The sequence below is a fragment of the Streptomyces sp. NPDC001728 genome (assembly GCF_040297565.1).
GTDB lineage: Bacteria > Actinomycetota > Actinomycetes > Streptomycetales > Streptomycetaceae > Streptomyces.
On record NZ_JBEOZK010000019.1, the window covers coordinates 1 to 21357 of the forward strand.

Here is a 21357-nt window from a genome sequence, read left to right on the forward strand (position 1 = left end):
AGCCGGGCCATCAGCCTGGCCACCACCGACCCGAACAACCGAAACGACCCACCGAAAGAACCGACGGACCGTCACGACAGATCGAAGCTAGAGCCGAAATGAGCTTTGTGAGACAGGTCGAGTTGTTCCTGACCTGACACCAGTCGGCCACGGTACTGGAAGCGCGACGCCGAGGGCCTCGCCGCCGTGACCTGGCTCCGCGCGCTCGTCCTCTTATGGAGTCCAGTCCAGCGAGGACATCGGATCCAATCATTACAAACCTCGGTTGCCCGATGGTCTGACCATAGAGGCGGACACGCGCGTCAGCGCCGATGGATCCGGAGAGGTAACCGCCGATCAGCCCATGTCCTGGCGAAGGCGGCGGAGATAGGTGTCGATCTGCGCCAGTCCAGGCCATTCACTCCCCCGTAGACGGAAGGTCTCCGATCGGAGCCGGTCGCCTACGTGCAGTGCCCGCGGGAGGCTTTCCGCCGCGGCATGCAGACTCATCAATCGTGCGAGGGCGTCCAAGTAGCGGTTGACGGCGTCCTCGTCGTCGGGCGCGGGCGTGGCCTCACTGACACGGTCGAAGGCTTGGATGGCGGCGGTGGCCTCGCCGAGTTCCATCCGGCACTGCGCGGCGTAGTACCAGCACAGCTGGGCTTGCTCGTCGTGCTCTCCGTAGCGGTCGGTGTAGTGGTGGGCGAGCGGCTCGAAGAGCGCGAGGGCCTCGCGGTGGCTTCCGGCCAGGAACTTCACCTGGGCGAGGCTGAACTGCATGCCTTCTTTGAGCCCTGGGTCAGTGGCTCTCGCGATGGCCTCGGCGAGCGCGTCGGCCGCCTGGGTGAACTGGCCATCCTGAGCGAGCCGCGCTGCGCGGTCGGAGACCATGTCCGCCTCTTGCTCTGTCAGCGCGGCGGGGGCCGGCGCCGACCCCTGAGGTGCGGCTGCTGCCGGTGGGGGCGCGAGTGGCGAGGGAACGACGAGCGTGGGGGCGTATGAGGAAGCGACACTGGGGCTGGGTGCCCGGCCGCCGAAGGGGCGCAGGAACGGCAGACGGGGGTCGAGGATGCCCTCGTCGGTCGTGGCGGCGGAGCCGGTGGAGGCATGGACGAAGGGCAGAAGGCTGTCGTAGACCGCCATCGCGTCCATGCGCTGCTCGGCTTCCTTGGTGAGCATCGCCAACAGGAGCTTCTCGATGTCGGCCGGCACGTCCGGGCGCAGGGTGCGAATGGGCGGGGGCGGGGTGTGGACGTGGTGCCACATGTGGGAGCGGCTGTCGTCAGGGGTGAACGGCGGCTTGCCGGTGAGGAGTTCGTGGAGCACGCAGGCGAGGGCGTAGACGTCTGCGGCGGGACCGACGGCGTTGGCAAGGCTCTGCTCGGGGGACATAAAGGGCGGGGTGCCCACGGTCATGCCGACCTGGGTGAGGCGGGGCAGGATGCCGACTCCGCGCAGGGCGGCGACGCCGAAGTCGAGGACCTTGACGACGCCTCCGGGGGTGAGCATCAGATTGGACGGCTTGATGTCGCGGTGAACGACGTCATGGCGGTGGACGGTGTCCAGGACGGAAGCAATCTGGGCGGCGACAGCCGCAGCCCAGGAGACGGGGACCGTCTCGCTTTCATAGTCGTTCTCGTCGACGAACGTCTGCAGTTCCCGTCCCTGCAGGAGCTGCATGACGACAAACAGCCGTCCACTGGCCTCGTCGGTTCCGGTGTCGTAGACGGCCGGCACACCCAGGTGCTCGATACCGGCGGTTATCTGGACCTCGCGCAGGAATCGGGCGCGGCGGGTCTGCAGGGTCTCCTCGAAGGCCGCGCCTTGGAAGCCGGGCGGGACCGGGCTCTCGGCCAGCATCATCTTGACCGCGACCCGGCGGTCCAGTCGCTCGTCGTACGCCTGCCAGACCTCGCCCATGCCACCCGCGCCGATGGGCGTGTGCAGCCGGTACCGGCCCGCGATCACGCGGGCCGGTACGCCGGCGTCGAAGCTCGGCGTGCCGCCCTGCACCATGCGAGGTCCCTCTCTGTGTGGTCGGAGCGTGACCACCCCGTTTGGCCCTTGCGTGACGTGCTGCAGAGCACAAGGCTATGCGGTCGGCGGCTCCGCCCGACGGCTTCCGGACGACTTGAGCTCCGCGGCCCGTTGCTCGGCGGCCCTGCGCTCGGCCTCACGTCGGACCGGGCGTCGAATGAGCTGGTACGCCTGCTGGGTCGCGACCTGCTTGAACAGGCGGTTGACGTCGGCGTCGTCAAAGTAACGGACCATCAGGGCGTCGTTGGACGCCGCCTGATCGATGACGATCCGGTCGAGGTCCTTCTCCAGTTCCCCGCCGAAGACGTCCTGGTCCTGGTGCAGAGCGATGGCCCGAAGTTCGGGGTCCTCGCTGACGGCGACAACGAGCTGACCGAGCAGGATCTGGTCGGTGGTGGACAGCCCGGTCCCGTACTCCTCGTTGACGGACTGGATCACCTCGGCCAGCGACATCTCCTCCGCCTCGGCCACCGCTCCGGCCGCCTCGGGTACCAGGCCAGGCAGTACCTGCGCGCCCGCCGCCTCCAGGCGCAGCTCCGGGGTGCCCGTCTGAGCGATGCGCATGTGACTCGGTGCGGCCGTCCCTATATCGGCGCCGGCGCTGCGCGCGGGCGCGGGCAGGCGGCGCAGCAGGAAACGTCCGTACTGGTAGAGCCGTTCCAGTTCGAGGTTCTCGAATCCGATGACGTGGGAGAGCCAGCCGTACGCCTTGATGTAGGAGTCCAGGGCGCGGCGGAATTCGGCGGCGGTGTCCGGTTCGGTGGCGTTGAGGGCGTTGAAGCGGTCCAGCGCCGGCTGCAGGTAGCCGTAGAGGCGGGCGTGGGCCTTCATGATGGCGGTGTCGGTGGCCGAGCCGCCCTGGAAGGCTGCGAAGTACGCGGTGGCGAAGGCGTCCATCTCGGCTTCCACCAAGAGCTGGTAGGCCATCACCTCGCGTTCGCGGTCGAACAAAAGGTTGGGGTCGGTGGGCTCGCTGACCGACGCCTCGTAGTACTGCTGGAAAGCCTGCTCGATATCCTCGGGCCGGTTCGCGAAGTCGAGGATGAACAGGTCCTCGGTGGTCTTGAGCCGGTGGGTGCGGTTGAGCCGGGAAAGGGTCTGCACCGCGGCCAGCTTCACCAGGACCTTGTCCACGTACATGGTGGTCAGCAGCGGCTGGTCGAACCCGGTCTGGTACTTCTCGGCGACGACGAGGATGCGGTGCTCGGGCTTCGGCACGGAGGGCGGGTTTGGGTCGTCCGCGCGGGTGTAGCCGAAACGTGCCGGCAGTTCACGTTCGGGGAAACCGTTGAGCTTGGCCTCGGTGTACTCGATCCCGTCGAGGGTCAGCGCCCCGGAGAACGCGACCAGGGTGCCACAGTCAGTGAAGCCCCGCTGATCGATGTAGGCCCGCATGGCCTGATAGAGCCGTACAGCGTGGTCACGGCCGGAGGTGACCACCATCGCCTTGGCCCGGCCGCCGAGGCGCGGGCTGGAGTGTGACCGGAAGTGGTCGACGATGATCTTCGCCCGTGAGGCCATTGACGCCTCCGACATCAGCGCGGCCCTCACCAATCGCGAGCGGGCCTTGCGTGGATCCACCTGCTGCTCCGCCTCCTCGGCGGCGGCCTCCTGGAGCTTGAAGTACGTGGCGTAAGTGATGTAGTTCCCGAGCACGTCGAGGATGAAGCCCTCCTCGATGGCCTGCCGCATCGAGTAGACGTGGAACGGTCCCTTCTCCTGCTCTCCCGAGCCGGGATTGGCTTTAGGGGTGCCGAAGAGATCGATCGTCTTCGCCTTGGGGGTGGCCGTGAACGCGAAGAAGGACAGGTTCGGCTGCTTGCCGCGTGCCAGCGCTGCGGCCGTCAGCGGGTCACCGTCCTCGTCCACGGCGTCCGAGCCGAGACGTCCCAGCGCCTTCTTCAGTGCCGCCGCGCTCTCGCCGCCCTGGGAGGAGTGCGCCTCGTCGATGATCACGGCGTAGCGCTGACTTCCCAGCCCGGCGACCTTGTCCAGGACGAAGGGGAACTTCTGCACCGTGGTGATCACGATTCGGGCCGTCGGCCCGGTCAGCGCGTCCGCGAGCTGCTGGGAGTTCTCGTCGATCCGCACGACCACGCCGGCCTTGTGGTCGAACTGGTAGATGGTGTCCTGGAGCTGCTTGTCCAGTACCCGCCGGTCAGTGATGACGATGACCTTGTCGAAGACCAGCTTGTTCGCCCCCAGACCGGAGGCGAGCGCAGCGGGTGCGATCTGCCCAGGGTCGTGAGAGGTGTGCAGGCTGGACAGGTGGTGCGCGAGCCAGGCAATAGTGTTGGACTTGCCCGAGCCGGCAGAGTGCTGGATCAGGTAGTTCTCCCCCGCCCCATGGCGGGCCGCATGCGCGATGAGCTTGCGCACCGCGTCCCACTGGTGGAACCGCGGAAAGATCAACGGCTGCGTGTGCGCGCTACCCGGCTTGTGCGACGGCGCCCGGCCGGCCTTCGCGGCGGCGTCCTCGACGTGCAGGAACCGCTGCAGCAGCTCCAGCCAGTTGTCCCGGGCCCATACCTCGTCGAAGAGGTAGGAGGTGGGGTACTTCCCATCGGTGGAGGCCGGGACGTTGCCCGCTCCGCCGATCTGGCCAGGGCCACCGGAGCCGGTGTTGAAGGGGAGAAAGCGGGTCGCGTCGCCGGCCAGGCGGGTCGTCAGAAAAGCCAGCGTCGGATCGACCGCGAAGTGCACCAGGCTGCGTTTGACGAAGAACAGTTCCTTCGGGTCGCGGTCGCGGCGGTACTGCCGCTTGGCGTCCTCGACGGTCTGCTCCGTCAGTTCGTTCTTCAACTCCACCGAGGCAACAGGCAGCCCATTGAGGAGGAACGCCATGTCGAGGGTGTCGGCCGGGTCTGCGGCAGAGTAGTGGAACTGGCGTACGAAGACGAGCCGGTTGGCGTCGTACTCGGCCAAGGCATCAGCAGCGAGAGTATGCGCGGGACGGAAGTACGCAAGCTGGATCTTCACGTTCCGGTCATTCACACCCCGGCGCAGCACATCCAGGAGTCCGCGGGAGTCGATCTCCCGCGCCACGCGCTTCGCGAACCGGCCGATGGCCTGCTCTTCGTCCTCGCCGTAGGCGGCCTGGAGCGCCAGCCACGCGTCCTTCTGCGATGCACGCAGGAACTCGTGCAGCTCGGAGGTATCGATACCAAGAGCGCGGTTGTAAGTGTTCGACAGCCCGCGCTGCCAGCCGCTGCGCAGCAGCGCCGCTTCTACGGCGTTTTCGAATGCCTTCTCGGTGTACACGCGGGCGTCATTCATCTGAATCCCCCTCAGAGGTCGCGGTCGTGCGCGGGGCGAGCGGTGGTGACGTCGAGCTGACCAGTGACGGCAGCGGTGATCAGCGCCTGACGGCGCTCAGCGAGAAGGGTGAGCTGCTTGGTCAACGCTCGCTTTAGCTCCCCGTCTGCGACCGCGGCGGCATCAAGCTCGGTAACCGCGCTGCGCTGCACTTCAATATCCGGGAATGGGAAACGCTGGGGCCGCAGTTGCTCTCGCGTCAGGTGAGTCATGGTGCTGCTGTTTCCCTGGACGGCGAACACACTCATGCGCTCAGCAGCCAACAAGCAGTAGTAGAGCCACTGCGTGAGATGAATCCCCCTCGGACGCAGGCGGTGTAGTGCCTTCTGGTAATAGATCTCCGGAATAGAGCCATCCCAGATTGCCGCGCGTCCGGGCCAGCTGCCTCCCTCACAGACCAGGAGATCACCCGCCCGCAGCGCATAGCGCCTCCAATCCTCAGGCGGGAAATCCATCTGGAGCAGTTCCTCCGTGCTGATCTCCCCCCACTGCACGTTCGCCACCCGCAGATACGGCCGCAGGTGATCCCCTCGCGAGCGCTCCGGGTTAAGCATTTTTCCGAGATCGACATCGAAATGATGAGAAACAGCTGCCACCGGCCACTCTTTGGGGACACTGCCGAGCCAAGGGAGCCCACTATCCTTGCGGTCCCCCAGGACATGCTCTCCACGAATGGTCGCGAACACGCGCGACACCCCAGCTTCGATCAACAGTTCCATCTGCCGCTCACGCAGGGCAACCATTCCGTCAATGAGGCTGGTCTCGGCGTCGAGAAAGTCGGCGACACGGCGTTGCACGTCCAGTGGTGGACGCGGAATGGGAAGGTTGCCCACTTGTTCAGCGTTGAGATTTGATTGGGTATTGCTTCGCGCCTGCTCCAAGAGCGTCGACCTAAGGGAAACTAGGCTATAGCGCAGGAATCGGGCGTCAGTGGTCGAGTCTGAACGCAGTCCGAGGATAGCTTGATTCCAGGCGGCCGGGCTGCTGAGCCATGCTGTGTGACCGAGGCTCGCATACATGCTGAAGAGGAGCGTCCCTGGATCACCCAACGCGATTCGCGCTGAAGCCAACCCTGCATCGGAGACCCGGCGTGTTGTTGTAGTGACGCTGTCAACCGAGGACATGTCGCTGATAGACACCCACGCATGGCCTTCGTCCCCGTCAGACCAGTAGGTCGGCTCTCCCACAGCTGGCGTGCCGCCTGCTGTGAGCACCGCAATTCGCTTCAGGGGGATGGTCGCCCAACTCATCCCGCCACCTCCCCGAGCAGCGCCTGAATCTCGGCCTCCAGCGACTTCAGCTCCGCATCGATCTCCGCGAGCGGCCTCGGCGGCTTATAGATGTAGAAGTGGCGGGTGAAGGGGATCTCATACCCCAGCTTGAACCGCTCCGTCTCCTTCGTCTTCGGGTTGCGGGTCTCCGCGATCCAGGCGTCTGGGACGTGAGGCAGCACCTCGCGAGTGAGGTACTCGTCGATGTCTTCACCAAGCGGTACGTTCTCGTTGTCCCGCAGATCAGGGTCAGGCTCGGGCTTACCCTTGAGGAGCTGGACTTCACCTTCCGGGTCGGTCACACCCACGGCGTCACGCAAAGCCTTCTGGAACGGCGCGACGGAGGGCCACAGCACGCCGCTGGCCACCATCGCGGTACGTAGAGCTTCCCACGCCTCAGCCTTGGTCGACCACTGCGACCCGAGCAGCGGCTTGAGCGCAGCCAACAACAGCTCGACCGCTGCCTCGCCCCCGACTGCCTTGTTCACGGCGGCAGACACGCCGAGCTGAGCAAGGCTGTCCTCGGTCAGCTCGAAGCGGAGCTTGAGCGGCCGGTCCACAGTGATGCGCTGATAGCCGAAGTCCTTGTTGGCGAAGACCTTCACCCGCCCGTGATCCGGATGGGCCTCGTCACCGACGATGCTCAATGCATCGCGGTAGATCGCACAGATATTTCCGATCTGCGCCCGCGTGATCTCCTTGCGCTTCTCACCAAGGGACTTACGCATCTTGGTCCACTGATCGCGGGCGTCAAGCAGGATCACACGGCCCTTGCGATCGGCGGGCTTGCGGTTGGTGACGATCCAGAAGTACGTGGAAATGCCGGTGTTGTAGAAGAGCTGGTCCGGGAGGGCGACGATCGCCTCCAGGTAATCATGCTCGATGATCCACCGACGGATCTCCGACTCGCCCGACCCCGCGCCACCGGTGAACAGCGGGGAGCCGTTGAAGACGATGGCCAGGCGAGTGCCGCCGACCTCGTCGCCCGCCTCGTCCTTCTTGAGCGGCTGCATCTTGCTCATCATGTGCTGCAGGAACAGCAGCGAGCCGTCGTTAATCCGAGGCAGGCCGGCTCCGAAGCGGCCGTCGAATCCCCGGTCCTCGTGCTCCTGGCGTACGACCTTCTCGACCTTCTTCCACTCCACGCCGAAGGGCGGGTTGGCGAGCATGTAGTTGAAGGTCTCGCCGTCGTGGCCGTCCTGGCTGAAGGAGTTGCCGAAGCGGATGTTCTTGGCGGTATGACCCTTCAGCAGCATGTCAGAGCGGCAGATCGCGTACGACTCGGCGTTCAGCTCCTGTCCGAACAGGTTGACGCGCACGCCCGGGTTCAGCTTGCGGATATGATCCTCAGCCGCCGAGAGCATGCCGCCGGTGCCGCATGCCGGGTCGAGGATATCGACAACCTGTCCCGGTTTCCGGAGCCGCTCGGTGTCCGGAGCGAGCAGCAGCTCGACCATCAGCTCGATGACCTCGCGCGGGGTGAAGTGCTCACCGGCAGTCTCATTGGAGGCATCGGCGAACTTGCGGATCAGCTCTTCGAAGACGTAGCCCATGTCGTGGTTGTCCACGGCTTTGAAGCTCAGATCCAGGCCGGCGAACTTGCGCACCACCTGATAGAGCAGGTCAGCGTTGTCCAGACGGTCGATCTGGAGGTGGAACTCGTAGCGGTTGATGATCTCGGTGGCCTCCGAGGAGAATCCCCGGATGTAGTCCTTAAGGTTCTTCGCCACGTTGGCCGCGTCGCTGCTGATCGTGTCGAAGGTCTGCTCGGAAAGGTTGTAGAACTTGAGCTTGGAGGCTGCCAACAGCAGTCCGTCCTTGTTCTCCCCGGTGTAAGAGGCCGCCCGGTCCCACACTGCCTGGCGGGTCGGGGCCATGACGCAGTCCAGCCTGCGCAGCACCGTCAGCGGCAGGATGACCTTTCCGTACTCCGAGCGCTTATAGTCGCCGCGCAGCAGATCGGCCACCGACCAGATGAAGTCGGCCAGTTCCTGGTTCTTGCTCAAAGCGTCCTGTCCTCTCGCCCCACTGCGGCGTCTCCGTCGGTCGTCGTGCTCTGGTGTTCGGCGTTGCCGCCGTCACGGGTCGGTGGCGGATCAAGTGCGCCGCCGGTGAGGCCGTCGCGGGCGAGCCGCGCAGCCCGGTCGCCCATGCTGGCGAGTTCGGCAAGTTCATGCTCGAACGCACCCAACGAGCGAAAGGCGTCGCCGTAGCGGCGCTGTCGCTCAACGTCCATGCGGGGTAGGCGCGCCGCCTGCAGGTCCGCTCGGAACGTACCCGAGGAGGACGTGCTACGACGGGTGTTCGCCGCGCTACTGGCAAATCCGCGCACATAGTCGGGGTCCAACTGGTCGCCGACAGAGATGAGCTCGTCACCATCCAGGCTGACCAGGCCTGCGGCCAGCAAATCGCTCACCGCGATCGGGACGCCATCGTCCAGTCCGTCGGCCCTGCCACGCGGTGGCAGCTCGGGAAGCAGCGCCCGCAGGCGACTCAGGCGTGTGTCGAGATCCTCGCGCAGCTTGGCGTACTCCACCGCGTAGTCGGGTTCCGGCTCGCGTACGTAGCGGCTGGGCGTGAGGTCCACCTCGTTGTCCAGCAGATCGATCAGCTGCACCTCCGTCTCCTGGTGCGGCTGAGGGTCCCACGGTCCGTCCGGGCTATTGGCGCTGAGATCCACCATGCGTACGGTCCCCGCCGCCCGCCCAGGGACGGAGGGACGGCTCAGCAGCCACAGGTGTAGCGGAAGTGCGTGACTGGCAGCAAGGCCGGGCGGTAGAGCCACCACTGCGGTGACGCAGCCGCGACGCACCAACTCCGCACGGATTCTGCGACCGGAGCGACGATGGGCGACCGATGCCGGCAGAACCACCACGGCTCGCCCGCCGGGTGCCGTGTGGTGGTAGCAATGCTGAAGCCAGGCGAGTTCGCTCTCCCCGCGCGAGGGCACACCCGCCTCCCAGCGCGGATCGATGAGCAATTCCTCCCGGCCCCAGTCGGCCACGGCCGTCGGCGGCTCGCACACGACCAGGTCTGCACGGAGATCGGGGAACGCGTCAGCCCGCAACGAGTCGCCCGCCACGACCTGAACCGCCGCCGTCGGACCGTTGGCGGCCAAGGCCGCACGCACCTGCGCTACGCGGGTCGCATCTGCGTGTGTGTCCTGCCCCAGCCGGCGCTGGACCGCACCGCCGCCCACCGCAACGAGGAGCGAGCCGATGCCGCACGCGGGGTCGAAGACGGTGCCTGAGGTCTCACCAGCGAATTCTCGGACCGCGCGAGCCAGCCGCAATGTCGAGGCCCCGTCCAACGCTGCGCGCGCGGTGGACTCCAGCAGCCGGGCGACCAGAGCGTCCATCACCGCGGTGGGCATCCGATCGCCTACCAGCCCGTCCACCGCCTTGCGAGCGGCCTGGTCGGTCAGCTCTTCCGCATCGCCCCGGAGATGGTCCCCGACAGCAGCCAGCGCCCTGACCATTTCCTCACCGTAGGCGCCACGCAGCGCCTGCCAGAGCCGAACCTCCTCACTGACCTCTCGCCCTTCACGCTGCCCTTCCAGCCACTGCCGTACCTCGGCGAGCGAGAACAGCGGACTCGCCGGGGTGCCGCCGACGGGCGCGGGAAAGTCCGAACGGCGCCTCCGCCAGTTAGATACCGCGGCGCGCGTCACGCCAGCCAATCGCGCGATCTCCGCAGCGGTCACCGCGGCACCAGGCACCTCGTCTTCTGCGGTCATGAGGCAACCGTACACCAGGAACGCCGCGTGTCGGAGTTACATCGCGTTGACACCGCCAACTGAATAATGTTGACTTCGCCATCAGGCGCCGACGATGTGGACGCCCGCGCCACATCCCCCAGCAGGCTTCACGGGGGCCGAGTGAGGGGAATCGATCATGACCGCTGATCACGCGTACGACGAAGAGGACGACCGCGAGAGCATCGATACCCTCTACCGCGACTGGGAACATCTGGTCTTTCGACTGCGCAGGACCGGCGATGAGGCGCGGGCTCTCCACGCGCGCACGACGCCGTGGCACGGGTCGGAACCGCGGCGTGCGGCCGACTGGGCCTGGATCATGGATGACTTCACGCGAGCAGCCTCAACCGCCAGCAAGAGCGACTTCGAGAGCTTGATCCTCCAGACCACGGAACTGCACCACCGTGGCACCGGAATCCTCAATCCGGACCGCGGACCCCAGCCCATTCCGTCACCGTTCGTGCGGCGAATGCCCGCAGATCAGGCCAAAACCGAAGCCAAGCGCTACCAGCGCCAGGTTCGACATGTGCTCGCCTATCAAGAGCGCATCCGCCACTCCCTCGACCACTTTGTCATCGCTTGGACGGCACTCGTCGATGCCTGCTCGATCTGCGACTGGGAGATGATCGACGACGAGTTCCCCAAGCTCACGGAGTTGTCCACAGAAGCCCAGAGGGCTTTCGACATCTGGGCATCCCTCGACCAATAGCTGCACAGTTTCATGGACGGAGGGATCGAGGCGGTGCGCATTGGGCCCCACTTTCCTCCCGTTCTCCTGCCGCTTCGGCACGTCGGATGAGCGGGCCGCACTCGAAACCCCGTCAACCAGAGGCCGTCTCAGTCCAACGCGTGGGGGCGAGGCAGGCACCTACCCGAAGATCATCACCGATTGCAACTCCTGACGGCGTTCTTACCAGCACCGCGACTCGAAGGAGCACGACGTGGATGTCACAAAGAAGAGCAAGACCGGTACCCGCAAGTCCACGCTGCACCGGCTCGCCGTTCCCGGCGGCGGTGAGGTCGAACTCCGCGCCCTCGTGCGCCCGCACTATCTCGACAGACCCGGGTACCAAGTCCGCGAGTTCGCTCGGGAGGGAGTCACCGGCCTGCTGGTGAACGGGGGAATCCCCCGGGAGCGTGCCGACTGGTGCCCGGCCGTCGAACGGATCACCGGCCTGGAGGTCAACGAACGGAATCACTCTGCTGCGGGCCTGTTGCTGATGCGCACCGAGCGCGGCCTGTACGCCCTGAGTTACGGGGTCGGCCAGCACATGCTGGATCCGTACTACCGTGATGATGAGTTCGGCCTGGAGTTCGCCACTCGCTGCCTCGACGAGGACGGCATCATCAAGGTACGCAACCAGATTATGGACGGACGAGGGCGTGTCGACGAGTACTCCGTCGCCCGGGGGGAGCGTATCGACGGCTTCGGGCTCGACCGGTTCGGCGCAGTCGTCCGCCGCATCTGTGGAACGGTCAGCGGCATCCCGTTGACCTCACTGCCCTCTGGTACCTCCAAGCATGTTCGAGTCGAGTGCTCCGAGTCGACCATCAAGCTGCCGTTGGCCACCACCCCGGAGGAATTCCTCAACGACCTGCGCGCGATAGAGGAAGTCTGCTCGCGCCAGGATCCGCTGCCCGAACTGGGCTTCGTCGATCGGCTCCGCACGCTCGACAACCGCAGCCGCAAGGCGGTAGACGCCCAGGCAATCCTTGAGCGGATGCTCGCCGACCCGAGTCACCCGCGGCTCACGCTAGGAGTTCCGGAGAGCTGCCAGGAGGGCTTCGGCTCCGCCCAGGCGTTCAGGATCAGCTCGGGTAGCCGCAGCATCGACGTCACCAACCTGGACCTTCCTGTCCTCCTCGAGTTCGTCTCGGACAAGACCGAGGGCGAGCGCCTCAAGGCGCTTGGTCAGGTCCGGGTCGTCCTGTTCAGCGACGACGACTTGAAAACGCCGGCCAGCGCCGCGACCACCGGCAAGGAGTGGCTCATCGCGGACGTCCCCGTGGGAACGGTGCGGTACTTCTACGGCCACGGAAAGTGGTACGAGGTGGGAGCCGGATTCCTCGAGACGTTGGAGGAAGAACTCCGGGAGCTGCTGGGCAAGTCGTCCAGTGTCCAGCTGCCCGCCTGGCCGAAGGGAGTACGGAACACCAAAGGGCGGGACTCTCACGATGAGGACTGGTACAACAAGCAGGCGGCAGGCCAGGAGGGCTACCTCCTCTTCGACAAGAAGAACATCGTCACGGACAAGTTCAACGGTGGCGGACTGGAGGTCTGCGATGTCCTCGGCCCGGACAACCAGCTGATCTGCGTCAAGAAGGCCGCCAGCAGCGACGGCACCGCGCCGCTGAACCACCTCTTCGCCCAGGCGGTCACCGCCGTCGAAACCCTGCGCAGCGACGAAGCTATCCGCAGTGCCTTCCTGAGACAGGTTGCGGACCGTAGTCCCGACCACCGTCTCCTGAGCGACTTCGGCACGCTGAAGGTTGTGCTCGCCGTCCTCCTCAAGGACGGAAAGGAGATCACCGTCGACTCCCTCTTCGCCTTCGCCCAGGTCTCCCTCCTCCAGTCGGCACGTCGCCTGCGCGCGATGAACGCAGAGGTCGAGGTCGTCGCCATCCGACGCTGAGCACACGCTGCCGCGAGGTGACTTCCCATATCCACTTCGCGAGCGCCGTGACGCGTCCAACACCTGTCCGAGTCTGACAAGCCCCACGCGGCTGATCATCTTCCCTGAACGATCCCGAGGCGTCCACGTTGGCTGAGAAGCAGCGAGCGGAGCCCGACGAGGCATGAGGCGCAGGTATCCAATGGAATACCCGCAGGCCGGTTTCGATTGCTCCTCATGTAGTGATCACGGAGGGGACGCTGATGGCCGAGCTGATGTTGTTCCGGCGGGACGCGGACGGGCGGGATGTCGAGCTGTCCGGTTCGACGGTGGCGCTGGAGGTAGAGCTGCAGCGGCGGGTCGAGGCCGGGCTGGAGCAGATGCTCGGCATCCGGTTCGTGGCGTCGGAGTACGCGACTGGTCCGTGGCACCGGGGGCGGATCGACACGCTGGGGCTGGACGAGAACGGCAGCCCGGTCGTGATCGAGTTCAAGAAGGGCTCCGACAGCGGGGTGCTGTCGCAGGCGGTCTCGTACCTGTCCTGGCTGCGTTCGGCGCAGCACGAGTTCGAGGCGCTCGTCCGGAAGGTGCTGGGCGCGGAGGCAGCCGAGTCGATCGACTGGCGCCGTCCGCGGATGGTCTGCATCGCGGCCGGCTTCTCCCACCACGACCGTGTGGCCGTGCAATGGCTGCCCGAGCGGATCGACCTGGTGCGCTACCGGGTCTTCGAGGGCGGCCTGCTGAGCCTGCTGCTCGTCGACTCCTCGCCCGGCTCAGCGAGCGCCGCTTCGTCTCGGCGGAGCCGGGAGAGGGGCGCGGTGGCCGACAGCGCGCCGACGGCCCCGGCGACGCCTTCGCCGGCGGGTGCCGGCCTCGTGCCGGAGTCCCTGCGGGACCTGTACGCGGAGCTGGACGAGGCGCTCACGGCGTGGGGCGAGGTGGAGGTGGCGCCGCTGCGGCACTACATCGCCTACCGGCGGCTGGTGAACGTGGCATCGGTGATCTTCCGTCCGAAGCACGAGGCGATCCTGGTCTATCTCAGACTCGATCCGGACTCGGTCGTGCTGGAGGAGGGCTTCACCCGGGATATGCGCGGTGTCGGGCACCTGGGGACCGGGGACCTGGAGGTACGTCTCGCCTCGGCGGCGGATCTGGAGAAGGCGGCGCCGTTGATCCGGCGGGCGTTCGAGGCGGCGTGACGCAACGAGAAGGGCGGCTGGTGCATCGGTCATTCGATGCTCCAGCCGCCCTTCGGCGTCTGCGGCCCGCCGGCCTCTGACTCTCTCCGCTCTCATGGTCACGCCTCCGGTCCGGCCAGGTCGAAGTAGTCCTTGATCAGCTCGGCGTGGAGCCGCTGCTCGGCCACGTCGGCGTAGTGCGTGGACAGCTCGACGCCCACGAAGCGACGTCCCTCGCGAAGGGCCGCGACGCCCGTGGAGCCGCTGCCGGTGAACGGGTCGAGGACGGTGCCGCCCTCGGGGCAGACCTGTACGAGCTGCCGCATGATCTCGACGGGCTTCTGGGTGATGTGCACCCGGTCCTTGCGGGGCTGGGAGGCGATGTAGTGGCCGGGCAGGTAGAGGTCGCGGGTGTTGTCGAGGGAGCCCTTGACGCCCCAGATGATGAACTCGGAGTCCTGCTTCGGTCCGCCCTTGCGGGGCCGGCTGGCGGGCTTGATCCACGGGATGGTGCCGCTCCAGGTCCAGCCGGCCATCTGCAGGGCGTCTGACGTTGTCGGTTCCTGGCGCCAGTCGGTGAAGACCATGGCCACCGCGTGCTCGGTCGAGGCCCGGTACGCCTCGGTGAGCAGTTCGGTGAGCCAGGAGCGGTAGGAGCGCTGGTCGCGGTTCTCGCCGGGGAAGTTGGCAAGGTCGTGGGCGCTGTTGCTGGTGACGTACTTGGCGCGCGCGGTCCGTCCGGTGCGTTCCGAGCTCGTACGGCCGCCGGAGTTGTACGGCGGGTCGGTGATCACGGCGTTGACGCTCTCGTCCGGCAGGGACTTCAGCACGGTTAGGGCGTCGCCTCGGTGCAGCGTGTAGCTCATAGGAAGGGCCTCTCTCAGGACATGGCAGGGCTGGGACCGCTCCGGGCAGCGCTCAACGGCGTTCTTCCGGGGCGGGGTTGTGCCGGAGGTTAGCCGTGCTTTCCGGCCGGACCTAACGAGGCGGTCCGTGCCGCAGAACCCGGTCCGGGAGTCGTTTGGTGCGGCCGGAATCCCGGTCTACTGTCTCGCCGTGTCACCGGGCAGGAGCCTCGCTCCGCACCCGCTGACCTGTGCTTATCCGTGCTGTCTCGTTCAGTCGAGCGGTATCGGAGGCACGTCCTCCTCTTCCTTACCGCACCGTCAGGAGCCCCGGTGTACTGCCTGAGATTACGAGCGCGGCTGGCTGCCGCGCGTGACCTGAGACCGGCGTCCGGGAGCTACCAACTCCTCTGACCCGGGCCCGCCCGAGCGGCGGATGCACATCGGCGCGGTGCCGGCGGCTTTGCACGAGAAGTCGGCACCACGCCTCCTACGAACAGCGAGGAGTCGCTGCGATGCAGCATGTCCTGATACATCCGCGCCCCGAGCCGACGCCGTCACCCGGCCGGCACCGCCGCCTCGGTGAACGGTGGCGGCGATGAAGAAGACCACCAAGGGCGTCGTCGGTCTCTGCGCAACCGCTCCGCTACTGCTGGCCGTTCCGATTCTCGCTATTGGGGCCGGGACCGCCTCGGCCTCCTGCACGACCGGCGGGGCACAGGATGTGGATACCGCCGCCGTCGCCACCCAGGTGAAGGCCATCCTGAACGGCGGCGACAAGGGCTCGGTCTCCGTGCCAGGTCTGGATGACCCGGCCGAGCAGGTGCCCAACGCCAAGACGATCCAGGCCACCGGTGTCGCGATGAACATCCCGGCCCGCGGGCAGGTCGTGGCCCTGGCGACCGCCCTGCAGGAGAGCGGCCTGCGGAACCTGACCTACGGCGACCGCGACTCGCTGGGGCTCTTCCAGCAGCGGCCGTCGATGGGCTGGGGCACGGCGAACGAGATCCTCGACCCGGTGCACGCCTCGACCAAGTTCTACGAGGGGCTGCGGAAGGTCTCGGGCTGGCAGTCCCTGTCCGTCACGCAGGCCGCCCAGGCCGTGCAGCGGTCGGGCTTCCCGGAGGCGTACGCCAAGTGGGAGCCCCTGGCCACCGCTCTGCAGAAGGCGATCGAGCCCCTGCTGCCGAAGGCCGGTAGCGCGTCACCGGACCCTTCGCCGTCCGGCTCGGCCGACGCCGGTAGTCCTGCGCCCGGTAGCGCGGGCGGTTGCAGTGCCGAGGGGGACGGGACCGACTTCGGCACCATCCCGCCCGGTGCGCTGCCGGCCGAGTACAAGATCCCCGCCAACGCTCCGCGAGAGGTCCAGACGGCAATCCGGTGGGCGCTCGGCCAGCTCGGCACGCCGTACCAGTGGGGCGGGAGCTGCACCGACTCTCACGGCAAGGAAGCGATGGGCCGGTGTGACTGCTCCTCTCTGATGCAGCAGGCGTACAAGGCCGCCGGGGTCACACTGACGCGGACGACGTACACGCAGGTCAAGGAGGGCAAGGCGGTGTCGGTGGATGCCCTTCAGCCGGGTGACCTGCTCTTCACCGAGGGGACGGCCGCCGTACCCGAGCACGTCGGGATGGCCATCGGGCAGGGCCTGATCGTGCACGCCCCGCGCCCCGGCGACGTGGTCCGGATCACGACCCTCGCCTCCTGGAAGCTGCGGATTCTCGCGGCCCGCCGAGTCGTCTGACCGGCGCTTCTCCCCCTTCCCCTTTCCTCGTACCGCCGCTTCGCCCCAGTGGGCTTTGGCGTGCGCGCAATCGAACTGGAGTTCTCTATGTATCTCGCCGACCAGGTCATTCAGCTCGCCTACGATCCCGGGATCAAGCCGAACGAGGGCGGTCTGCCGGGCCTGTCCGTCCTCAAGCAGGTGATGGGCTCGATCAACCTCTTCGGGCTCATCGCCGTGGTCGGCGCCCTCGCCGTCAGCGCGGGCGTGTGGGCCTGGGGCCACCACTCGGGCGGTCACCAGGCGGAGGCCAACGGCAAGAAGGGCGTGCTGGTGAGCGCCGGCGCGGCCCTTCTGCTCGGTGCGGCGAACGGCGTGGTGGCCTTCTTCAGCACGCTGGGGACGCAGGTCCACTGATGGCTCAGCACTCCACCCGCCCCGGCGGCGCGTCTCGCGTGCGCCGCCGGGCGCTGCTCGGCACCGTCGTCCTGGTGGTGCTCGTCGTCCTCGCCGGCCTGGCCGCGTACCTCACCCGCGATGGCAGGGGGCCTTCCGAAGCCCCTGCTCCACCGCCGATTTCACCCTCGGGCTCCTCTTCGGCCCCTTCGGCGTCCGGGTCGTCCACCCCGCACACCCGTCCCCATGCTCTTCCGGTCCCGCCGAAGACCCATGACCCGATCGCGTTCGGGAAGGCAGCCGCAGCGGCGCTGTGGTCCTACGACACCCGTGCGTACTCGCAGCCCGAGCTGCGGAAGGCTCTGCGCGGGTGGGTGACCACGGAGGCGAAGTACGCCGATCCGGCCTCGGTCGACAAGGTCGTTCCCTCGTCTGTGCTGTGGAAGGAGATGGCCGCCAACGGCCAGTTCGCCACGGCCAAGGTGTACGAGGGGCACTTCCCGAACGCGTTTACCCGGGCCCTTCAGGAAGACCCGGGGGCGATCACTCAGGCGTACGTCTACGCCGTCACGGTCTCCGGCAAGCAGTCGATCGTCTGGAAGGGCTCGCCGGCCGGCGGTGCGGAGAGCCGTGCCACCACGCTCGCGGTCCAGTGCCGGCCCGACCGTCCCTGCGCCTTGGTCGGCGTCATGCCGTCCGTCGCGCCCTAATCCCCGTTCAGGAAAGGAGGTATCGCCATGGGAGTCTGTGACTTCCCGCTGATGGACAAGGTGTGCGGCGCCGTCGACTTCGCCACCAATCCCGCCGGAACCGTCACGGACGGCATCGGCGCGTGGATCGCGAAGTCGATGGGTGAACTGGCGGCCAGCGCGGCCGATCTCGCCGCCAAGGCCGTCAACGAGACGACCGCCATCGACCTCAACGCCGGATGGTTCCGGGACAACTACGAGCTCCTGCTGCCCATCGGGCTCGCTCTGACCGTCGGCATCTTCTGCATCCAGCTCATGACCGCGGCCTGGCGACGCGATGAACGCGCTCTTGCTCAGGCTGCGTTCGGCACCATGACCGGCGTCCTCTTCAGCTTCTCCGCCATTGCCTTCACCTCTGTCGCCATCACCGTGGTCGACGCTCTCTCCGACGGACTGTTTCAAGCAGCCAATACCTCCGTCGACGATGCGATCCGGCGTGTGGTGAAGGTCAACGAGTTGGGGGCGATGTACGGCCTCGGCTGGGGTGTCCCAGCCCTGGTCGCCCTCGGGTGCGCGATCGGTGCCTTCTTGTACTGGGGCGTCATGGTCGCCCGCAAGGTCGGCGTCCTGATCATGGTCTCGCTCGCCGTGTTCGCCGGTGCCGGCGGTGGCTGGGAGGTCGCCAAGCGGTGGCGGCGCGGCTGGATCGAGGCCACCGCCACCCTGGTCGTCTCCAAGCTGTTGATGACGGTGGTCTTCCTGATCGGTGTCTCCGCCATGGGCAAGAGCGACGCCGGCGACGGCATGTCGGCCCTGTCCGACGCGATGGCGGGCATCGTCGTGATGGTCCTCGTGCTGCTCTGCCCCTACGCGACGTACAAGTTCGTCCACTGGGCCAGCGACGGCGGCGGCCACGACGACCTGCACCGCACCAGCGTCGCCGGCATGGCGGTCGCCGCCGGGGCCGCGAAGACCGCGGCCACCCTGGCGATGCAGGCTGGCACCGGCGCTCCCGCTCCCCAGGGGCCGAGCCAGGTCCCCGGTGCGGGCGCCGATGGCGTCGCCTCCGGCATCCACCCGGCCGGCGGCAACCTCAGCAAGGAGGGCATCGACGCCGGTCCGCCCAAGCAGCAGACCCGCTTCCGGTATGGCGAGGACCCGAACGCGACCGGCGACAAGGGCCGTGCCCTGATCCAGCGGCCCGGGATCCCACCGCTGATCACACGTCCCGGCGCGGACGAAGCGGAAGGGTCCGAGGCGCTCGTCCACGGCGTCACCGGCACTTCCGACTATCTCGTCGGCGCGTCGGCACCGGGCGGCAGCATGACCTCCCTGCCGCCTGCCGGCCCCGCGACTGCGCCGCCGCCTCCCGCCGGACCGTCGGCCACCGGTTCTCCGACGCCGACGAACTGGGTGTTCCCCACCCAGCCGCCGTCGGGTTCCTGACCGTCACACCCGGGGCGGGCTGTACACCACGGCCCGCCCCACCCTGACCGACCAACATTGGAGTCCCCCATGACCTCCAGAAGAGCGCCGCGCGCCCCGTCCTTCGCCCGCTCCCACCCTCTGGAATCACCATGTCCGGCAAGCACCAGGCCTCTACAGCCACCGTGAAGTTTCCCCACCGCAGCAGGCGCGGCATCCTGCTCGGACTGACCGCCCCGCAGCTGATCGTCGCAAGCCTCACCGGCCTTCTCCTTCTCGCCATCGTCCTCACCCGCGGCGTGGTCGGCGCCCTCCAGCTCATCCCGCTGTGGGCCGTCATCGCCCTGTTCGTCTTCGTCCGCCACCGTGGCCGTGCCCTAGCCGACTGGGCTCCGATCGTCACCCGGTACGTCCTGCGCCGGATGTGCGGCCAGCTCGTCTGGCTCACCCGGCCCTCCCGTCGGCCGACCCGCGAAGGGCTCCTCCACCTTCCCGGCACCGCCGCCAGCCTGCGCGTGGTCACCGCCCCCGACGGTAGGTACGGTGCGGTCCACGATCCCCACAGCGGCACGCTGACCGCCGTGGTCAAGGTCTCCTCCCGCGCCTACGCGCTCCTCGACCCGGGCACCCAGCAGGCCAACGTCAACGGCTGGGGACGGGCCCTGGCCGCGCTGGCCCGTACCGGGCAGATCGCCCGCATCCAGGTGATCGAGCGCACCGTCCCTGACTCCGGCGACGCGCTTCGCCGCTACTGGGAAGAGCACGGCCGACCCCACGCCCCCATGGCCGGCACGATCTACAGCGAGCTGATCCAGAGCGCGGGCCCGGCGGCGGCACCCCACGAGGCATACGTCGCGGTGGCACTGGACATCAGGGCCGCGCGACGGCTGATCAACCAGGCCGGCGGTGGCCTGACCGGCTCCTTCAGCGTCCTGGCGCAGCTGACCTCCACCTTCGACCAGGCCGCGCGGACCGCCGGGCTCAACCCCACCGGCTGGCTCACCGCCCGCGAGATCGCCGCCGTCGTGCGCACCGCCTACGACCCCAAGGCCCTCACGGCGCTGGACCGGTGGTCCACCGCAGGCCGTCCCGAGGCCGAGCCCGCAGCCGCCGGCCCCGTCGTGGTCGTCGAGAAGGCGGACCACATCGCGACCGACTCGGCCGTCCACGCCACGTACTGGGTGGATAACTGGCCGAGGACCGAAACGTCGGCCGGCTTCCTGCACCAGCTCCTGTTCACCGGCGGCGTCCGGCGCACGCTGTCGCTCTCCTACGAGCCGAAGGGACTGGACGCCGCACTGCGCGACGTCCAGCGCAAGAAGGCCAGCGTGATCGCCGATGCCGCCGAGCGGGCCCGGCGCGGCCAGGTCGACTCCGAGGCGGACTCGATCGAGTACCAGGACATCAAGGCGCGCGAGCGCCAGCTCATCGCGGGCCACGCCGATGTCGCCCTGACAGGTCTGCTGACCGTCTCGGCCGACTCCGAGGACGAACTCCGCTCCGCCTGCGCGGTCGTGGAGACCGCCGCCGTCGGCGCCCAGCTCGACGTCCGGCCGCTGACCTGGCAGCAGGCCGAAGCGTTCACCGCCGCCGCCCTGCCGCTCGCGCTCTCCGCCTGACGCCGGCCATTCCCTCCCTTCGAAAGAGCACCCCATGTCCCGCACCGCCAGCCTGACCGCGCAGGACTTCGTGCCCTTCGCCACCGCCGCGCTCGACTTCCACCGCGCGCTCAACCTCCCCGGCGGCCCGCTCGTCACCAGCCGGGCCGAGCTGGACGCTCTGCACGCGCATCTCGTCTCGGTGCACGGGCTGCTCGACGCCCATGCCGCCCGTACCGGTCAGCTCGTGCCGATCGAAGGCGACCAGCTTCGCGCCGCCCGCACCCGGATCTGGCAGGCCGCCGACCGCGTCCACGCCGCCTACCACGCGGCGCCCCGGCCGGACTCCGGCGAGGTGCCCGAACCCGAGGCGTGCCAGGCCGGCCTGCCCGAAGGGGCACCGCAGCTGACCATCTGCCAGCGCCATCAGCGCGCCGCGCACCTGGTCCGTCGCCGTACCACCCCGGCCGAGCTGCACGCGCCTTTCACCGGTCTCGTCCGCCGCTGACCCCATCACCTGTCTGGAGAAACC

General features: G+C 67.7%; 15 protein-coding genes. 9 read left to right on the forward strand and 6 right to left on the reverse strand.

Annotated features, from left to right (window positions below):
* Positions 1–336: 336 nt before the first annotated feature.
* From ABT154_RS25155 to ABT154_RS25175, 5 genes are all read right to left on the reverse strand, one after another.
* Positions 337–1995, reverse strand: coding sequence for a protein kinase domain-containing protein (locus tag ABT154_RS25155; protein ID WP_351859275.1), 1659 nt, complete (start codon positions 1993–1995; stop codon positions 337–339).
* 75 nt (positions 1996–2070) lie between these two features.
* Positions 2071–5292, reverse strand: a complete 3222-nt coding sequence (locus ABT154_RS25160; protein WP_351859277.1) for a type I restriction endonuclease subunit R — start codon at positions 5290–5292, stop codon at positions 2071–2073.
* Between the two features lie 11 nt (positions 5293–5303).
* The gene (locus tag ABT154_RS25165) at positions 5304–6581 is read right to left on the reverse strand and encodes a restriction endonuclease subunit S (RefSeq protein ID WP_351859279.1); all 1278 of its coding nucleotides are present in this window, start codon (positions 6579–6581) and stop codon (positions 5304–5306) included.
* Positions 6578–8608, reverse strand: coding sequence for a type I restriction-modification system subunit M (locus ABT154_RS25170; protein ID WP_351859281.1), 2031 nt, complete (start codon positions 8606–8608; stop codon positions 6578–6580). The genes ABT154_RS25165 and ABT154_RS25170 overlap by 4 nt, the downstream gene beginning before the upstream one ends.
* Positions 8605–10338 carry an N-6 DNA methylase gene (locus ABT154_RS25175; protein ID WP_351859283.1) on the reverse strand — a complete coding sequence of 578 codons (1734 nt, stop codon included), beginning with the start codon at positions 10336–10338 and terminating at the stop codon, positions 8605–8607. The genes ABT154_RS25170 and ABT154_RS25175 overlap by 4 nt, the downstream gene beginning before the upstream one ends.
* A gap of 157 nt (positions 10339–10495) precedes the next feature.
* Here ABT154_RS25175 and ABT154_RS25180 point away from each other — a divergent pair, with 157 nt between their 5' ends.
* The 3 genes from ABT154_RS25180 to ABT154_RS25190 all read left to right on the forward strand — a co-directional run bounded on the left by ABT154_RS25180 (position 10496) and on the right by ABT154_RS25190 (position 14170).
* A complete protein-coding gene (locus ABT154_RS25180; protein ID WP_351859285.1) occupies positions 10496–11068 on the forward strand; it encodes a hypothetical protein in 573 nt (190 codons plus the stop codon).
* Positions 11069–11300: 232 nt separating this feature from the next.
* On the forward strand, positions 11301–12992 hold the full coding sequence (locus tag ABT154_RS25185; RefSeq protein WP_351859286.1) for a DUF6119 family protein: 1692 nt from the start codon (positions 11301–11303) through the stop codon (positions 12990–12992).
* Between the two features lie 242 nt (positions 12993–13234).
* Positions 13235–14170, forward strand: a complete 936-nt coding sequence (locus ABT154_RS25190; RefSeq protein ID WP_351859288.1) for a DUF5655 domain-containing protein — start codon at positions 13235–13237, stop codon at positions 14168–14170.
* Positions 14171–14268: 98 nt separating this feature from the next.
* Here ABT154_RS25190 and ABT154_RS25195 read toward each other — a convergent pair whose 3' ends face one another.
* Positions 14269–15015 carry a DNA-methyltransferase gene (locus ABT154_RS25195; RefSeq protein WP_351859290.1) on the reverse strand — a complete coding sequence of 249 codons (747 nt, stop codon included), beginning with the start codon at positions 15013–15015 and terminating at the stop codon, positions 14269–14271.
* Positions 15016–15592: 577 nt separating this feature from the next.
* On the opposite strand from ABT154_RS25195, the gene ABT154_RS25200 reads away from it, so the two are divergent.
* From ABT154_RS25200 to ABT154_RS25225, 6 genes are all read left to right on the forward strand, one after another.
* Complete coding sequence (locus ABT154_RS25200; RefSeq protein WP_351859292.1) at positions 15593–16738, forward strand: C40 family peptidase; 1146 nt, start codon at positions 15593–15595, stop codon at positions 16736–16738.
* Positions 16739–16825: 87 nt separating this feature from the next.
* Positions 16826–17134: a DUF6112 family protein gene (locus ABT154_RS25205; protein WP_030195549.1), complete on the forward strand. Its 309-nt coding sequence runs from the start codon at positions 16826–16828 to the stop codon at positions 17132–17134.
* Positions 17134–17823 (forward strand): hypothetical protein, encoded by a 690-nt coding sequence (locus tag ABT154_RS25210; RefSeq protein WP_351859294.1) that lies wholly within the window; start codon positions 17134–17136, stop codon positions 17821–17823. The genes ABT154_RS25205 and ABT154_RS25210 overlap by 1 nt, the downstream gene beginning before the upstream one ends.
* Before the next feature lie 27 nt (positions 17824–17850).
* Positions 17851–19248: an SCO6881 family protein gene (locus tag ABT154_RS25215; protein ID WP_351859296.1), complete on the forward strand. Its 1398-nt coding sequence runs from the start codon at positions 17851–17853 to the stop codon at positions 19246–19248.
* Positions 19249–19379: 131 nt separating this feature from the next.
* Positions 19380–20846, forward strand: coding sequence for an SCO6880 family protein (locus ABT154_RS25220; RefSeq protein ID WP_351859298.1), 1467 nt, complete (start codon positions 19380–19382; stop codon positions 20844–20846).
* A gap of 34 nt (positions 20847–20880) precedes the next feature.
* Entirely contained in the window at positions 20881–21333 is a 453-nt protein-coding gene (locus ABT154_RS25225) for a DUF6238 family protein (RefSeq protein WP_351859300.1), read from the forward strand.
* Positions 21334–21357: the final 24 nt, after the last annotated feature.

Bases quoted from the DNA above. Each gene is read 5' to 3' on its own strand.
- ABT154_RS25155 (WP_351859275.1), bottom strand. From the start codon at position 1,995: ATGGTGCAGGGCGGCACGCCGAGCTTCGACGCCGGCGTACCGGCCCGC.
- ABT154_RS25160 (WP_351859277.1), bottom strand. From the start codon at position 5,292: ATGAATGACGCCCGCGTGTACACCGAGAAGGCATTCGAAAACGCCGTA.
- ABT154_RS25165 (WP_351859279.1), bottom strand. From the start codon at position 6,581: ATGAGTTGGGCGACCATCCCCCTGAAGCGAATTGCGGTGCTCACAGCA.
- ABT154_RS25175 (WP_351859283.1), bottom strand. From the start codon at position 10,338: ATGACCGCAGAAGACGAGGTGCCTGGTGCCGCGGTGACCGCTGCGGAG.
- ABT154_RS25180 (WP_351859285.1), top strand. From the start codon at position 10,496: ATGACCGCTGATCACGCGTACGACGAAGAGGACGACCGCGAGAGCATC.
- ABT154_RS25190 (WP_351859288.1), top strand. From the start codon at position 13,235: ATGGCCGAGCTGATGTTGTTCCGGCGGGACGCGGACGGGCGGGATGTC.
- ABT154_RS25195 (WP_351859290.1), bottom strand. From the start codon at position 15,015: ATGAGCTACACGCTGCACCGAGGCGACGCCCTAACCGTGCTGAAGTCC.
- ABT154_RS25200 (WP_351859292.1), top strand. From the start codon at position 15,593: ATGAAGAAGACCACCAAGGGCGTCGTCGGTCTCTGCGCAACCGCTCCG.
- ABT154_RS25205 (WP_030195549.1), top strand. From the start codon at position 16,826: ATGTATCTCGCCGACCAGGTCATTCAGCTCGCCTACGATCCCGGGATC.
- ABT154_RS25210 (WP_351859294.1), top strand. From the start codon at position 17,134: ATGGCTCAGCACTCCACCCGCCCCGGCGGCGCGTCTCGCGTGCGCCGC.
- ABT154_RS25215 (WP_351859296.1), top strand. From the start codon at position 17,851: ATGGGAGTCTGTGACTTCCCGCTGATGGACAAGGTGTGCGGCGCCGTC.
- ABT154_RS25220 (WP_351859298.1), top strand. From the start codon at position 19,380: ATGTCCGGCAAGCACCAGGCCTCTACAGCCACCGTGAAGTTTCCCCAC.
- ABT154_RS25225 (WP_351859300.1), top strand. From the start codon at position 20,881: ATGTCCCGCACCGCCAGCCTGACCGCGCAGGACTTCGTGCCCTTCGCC.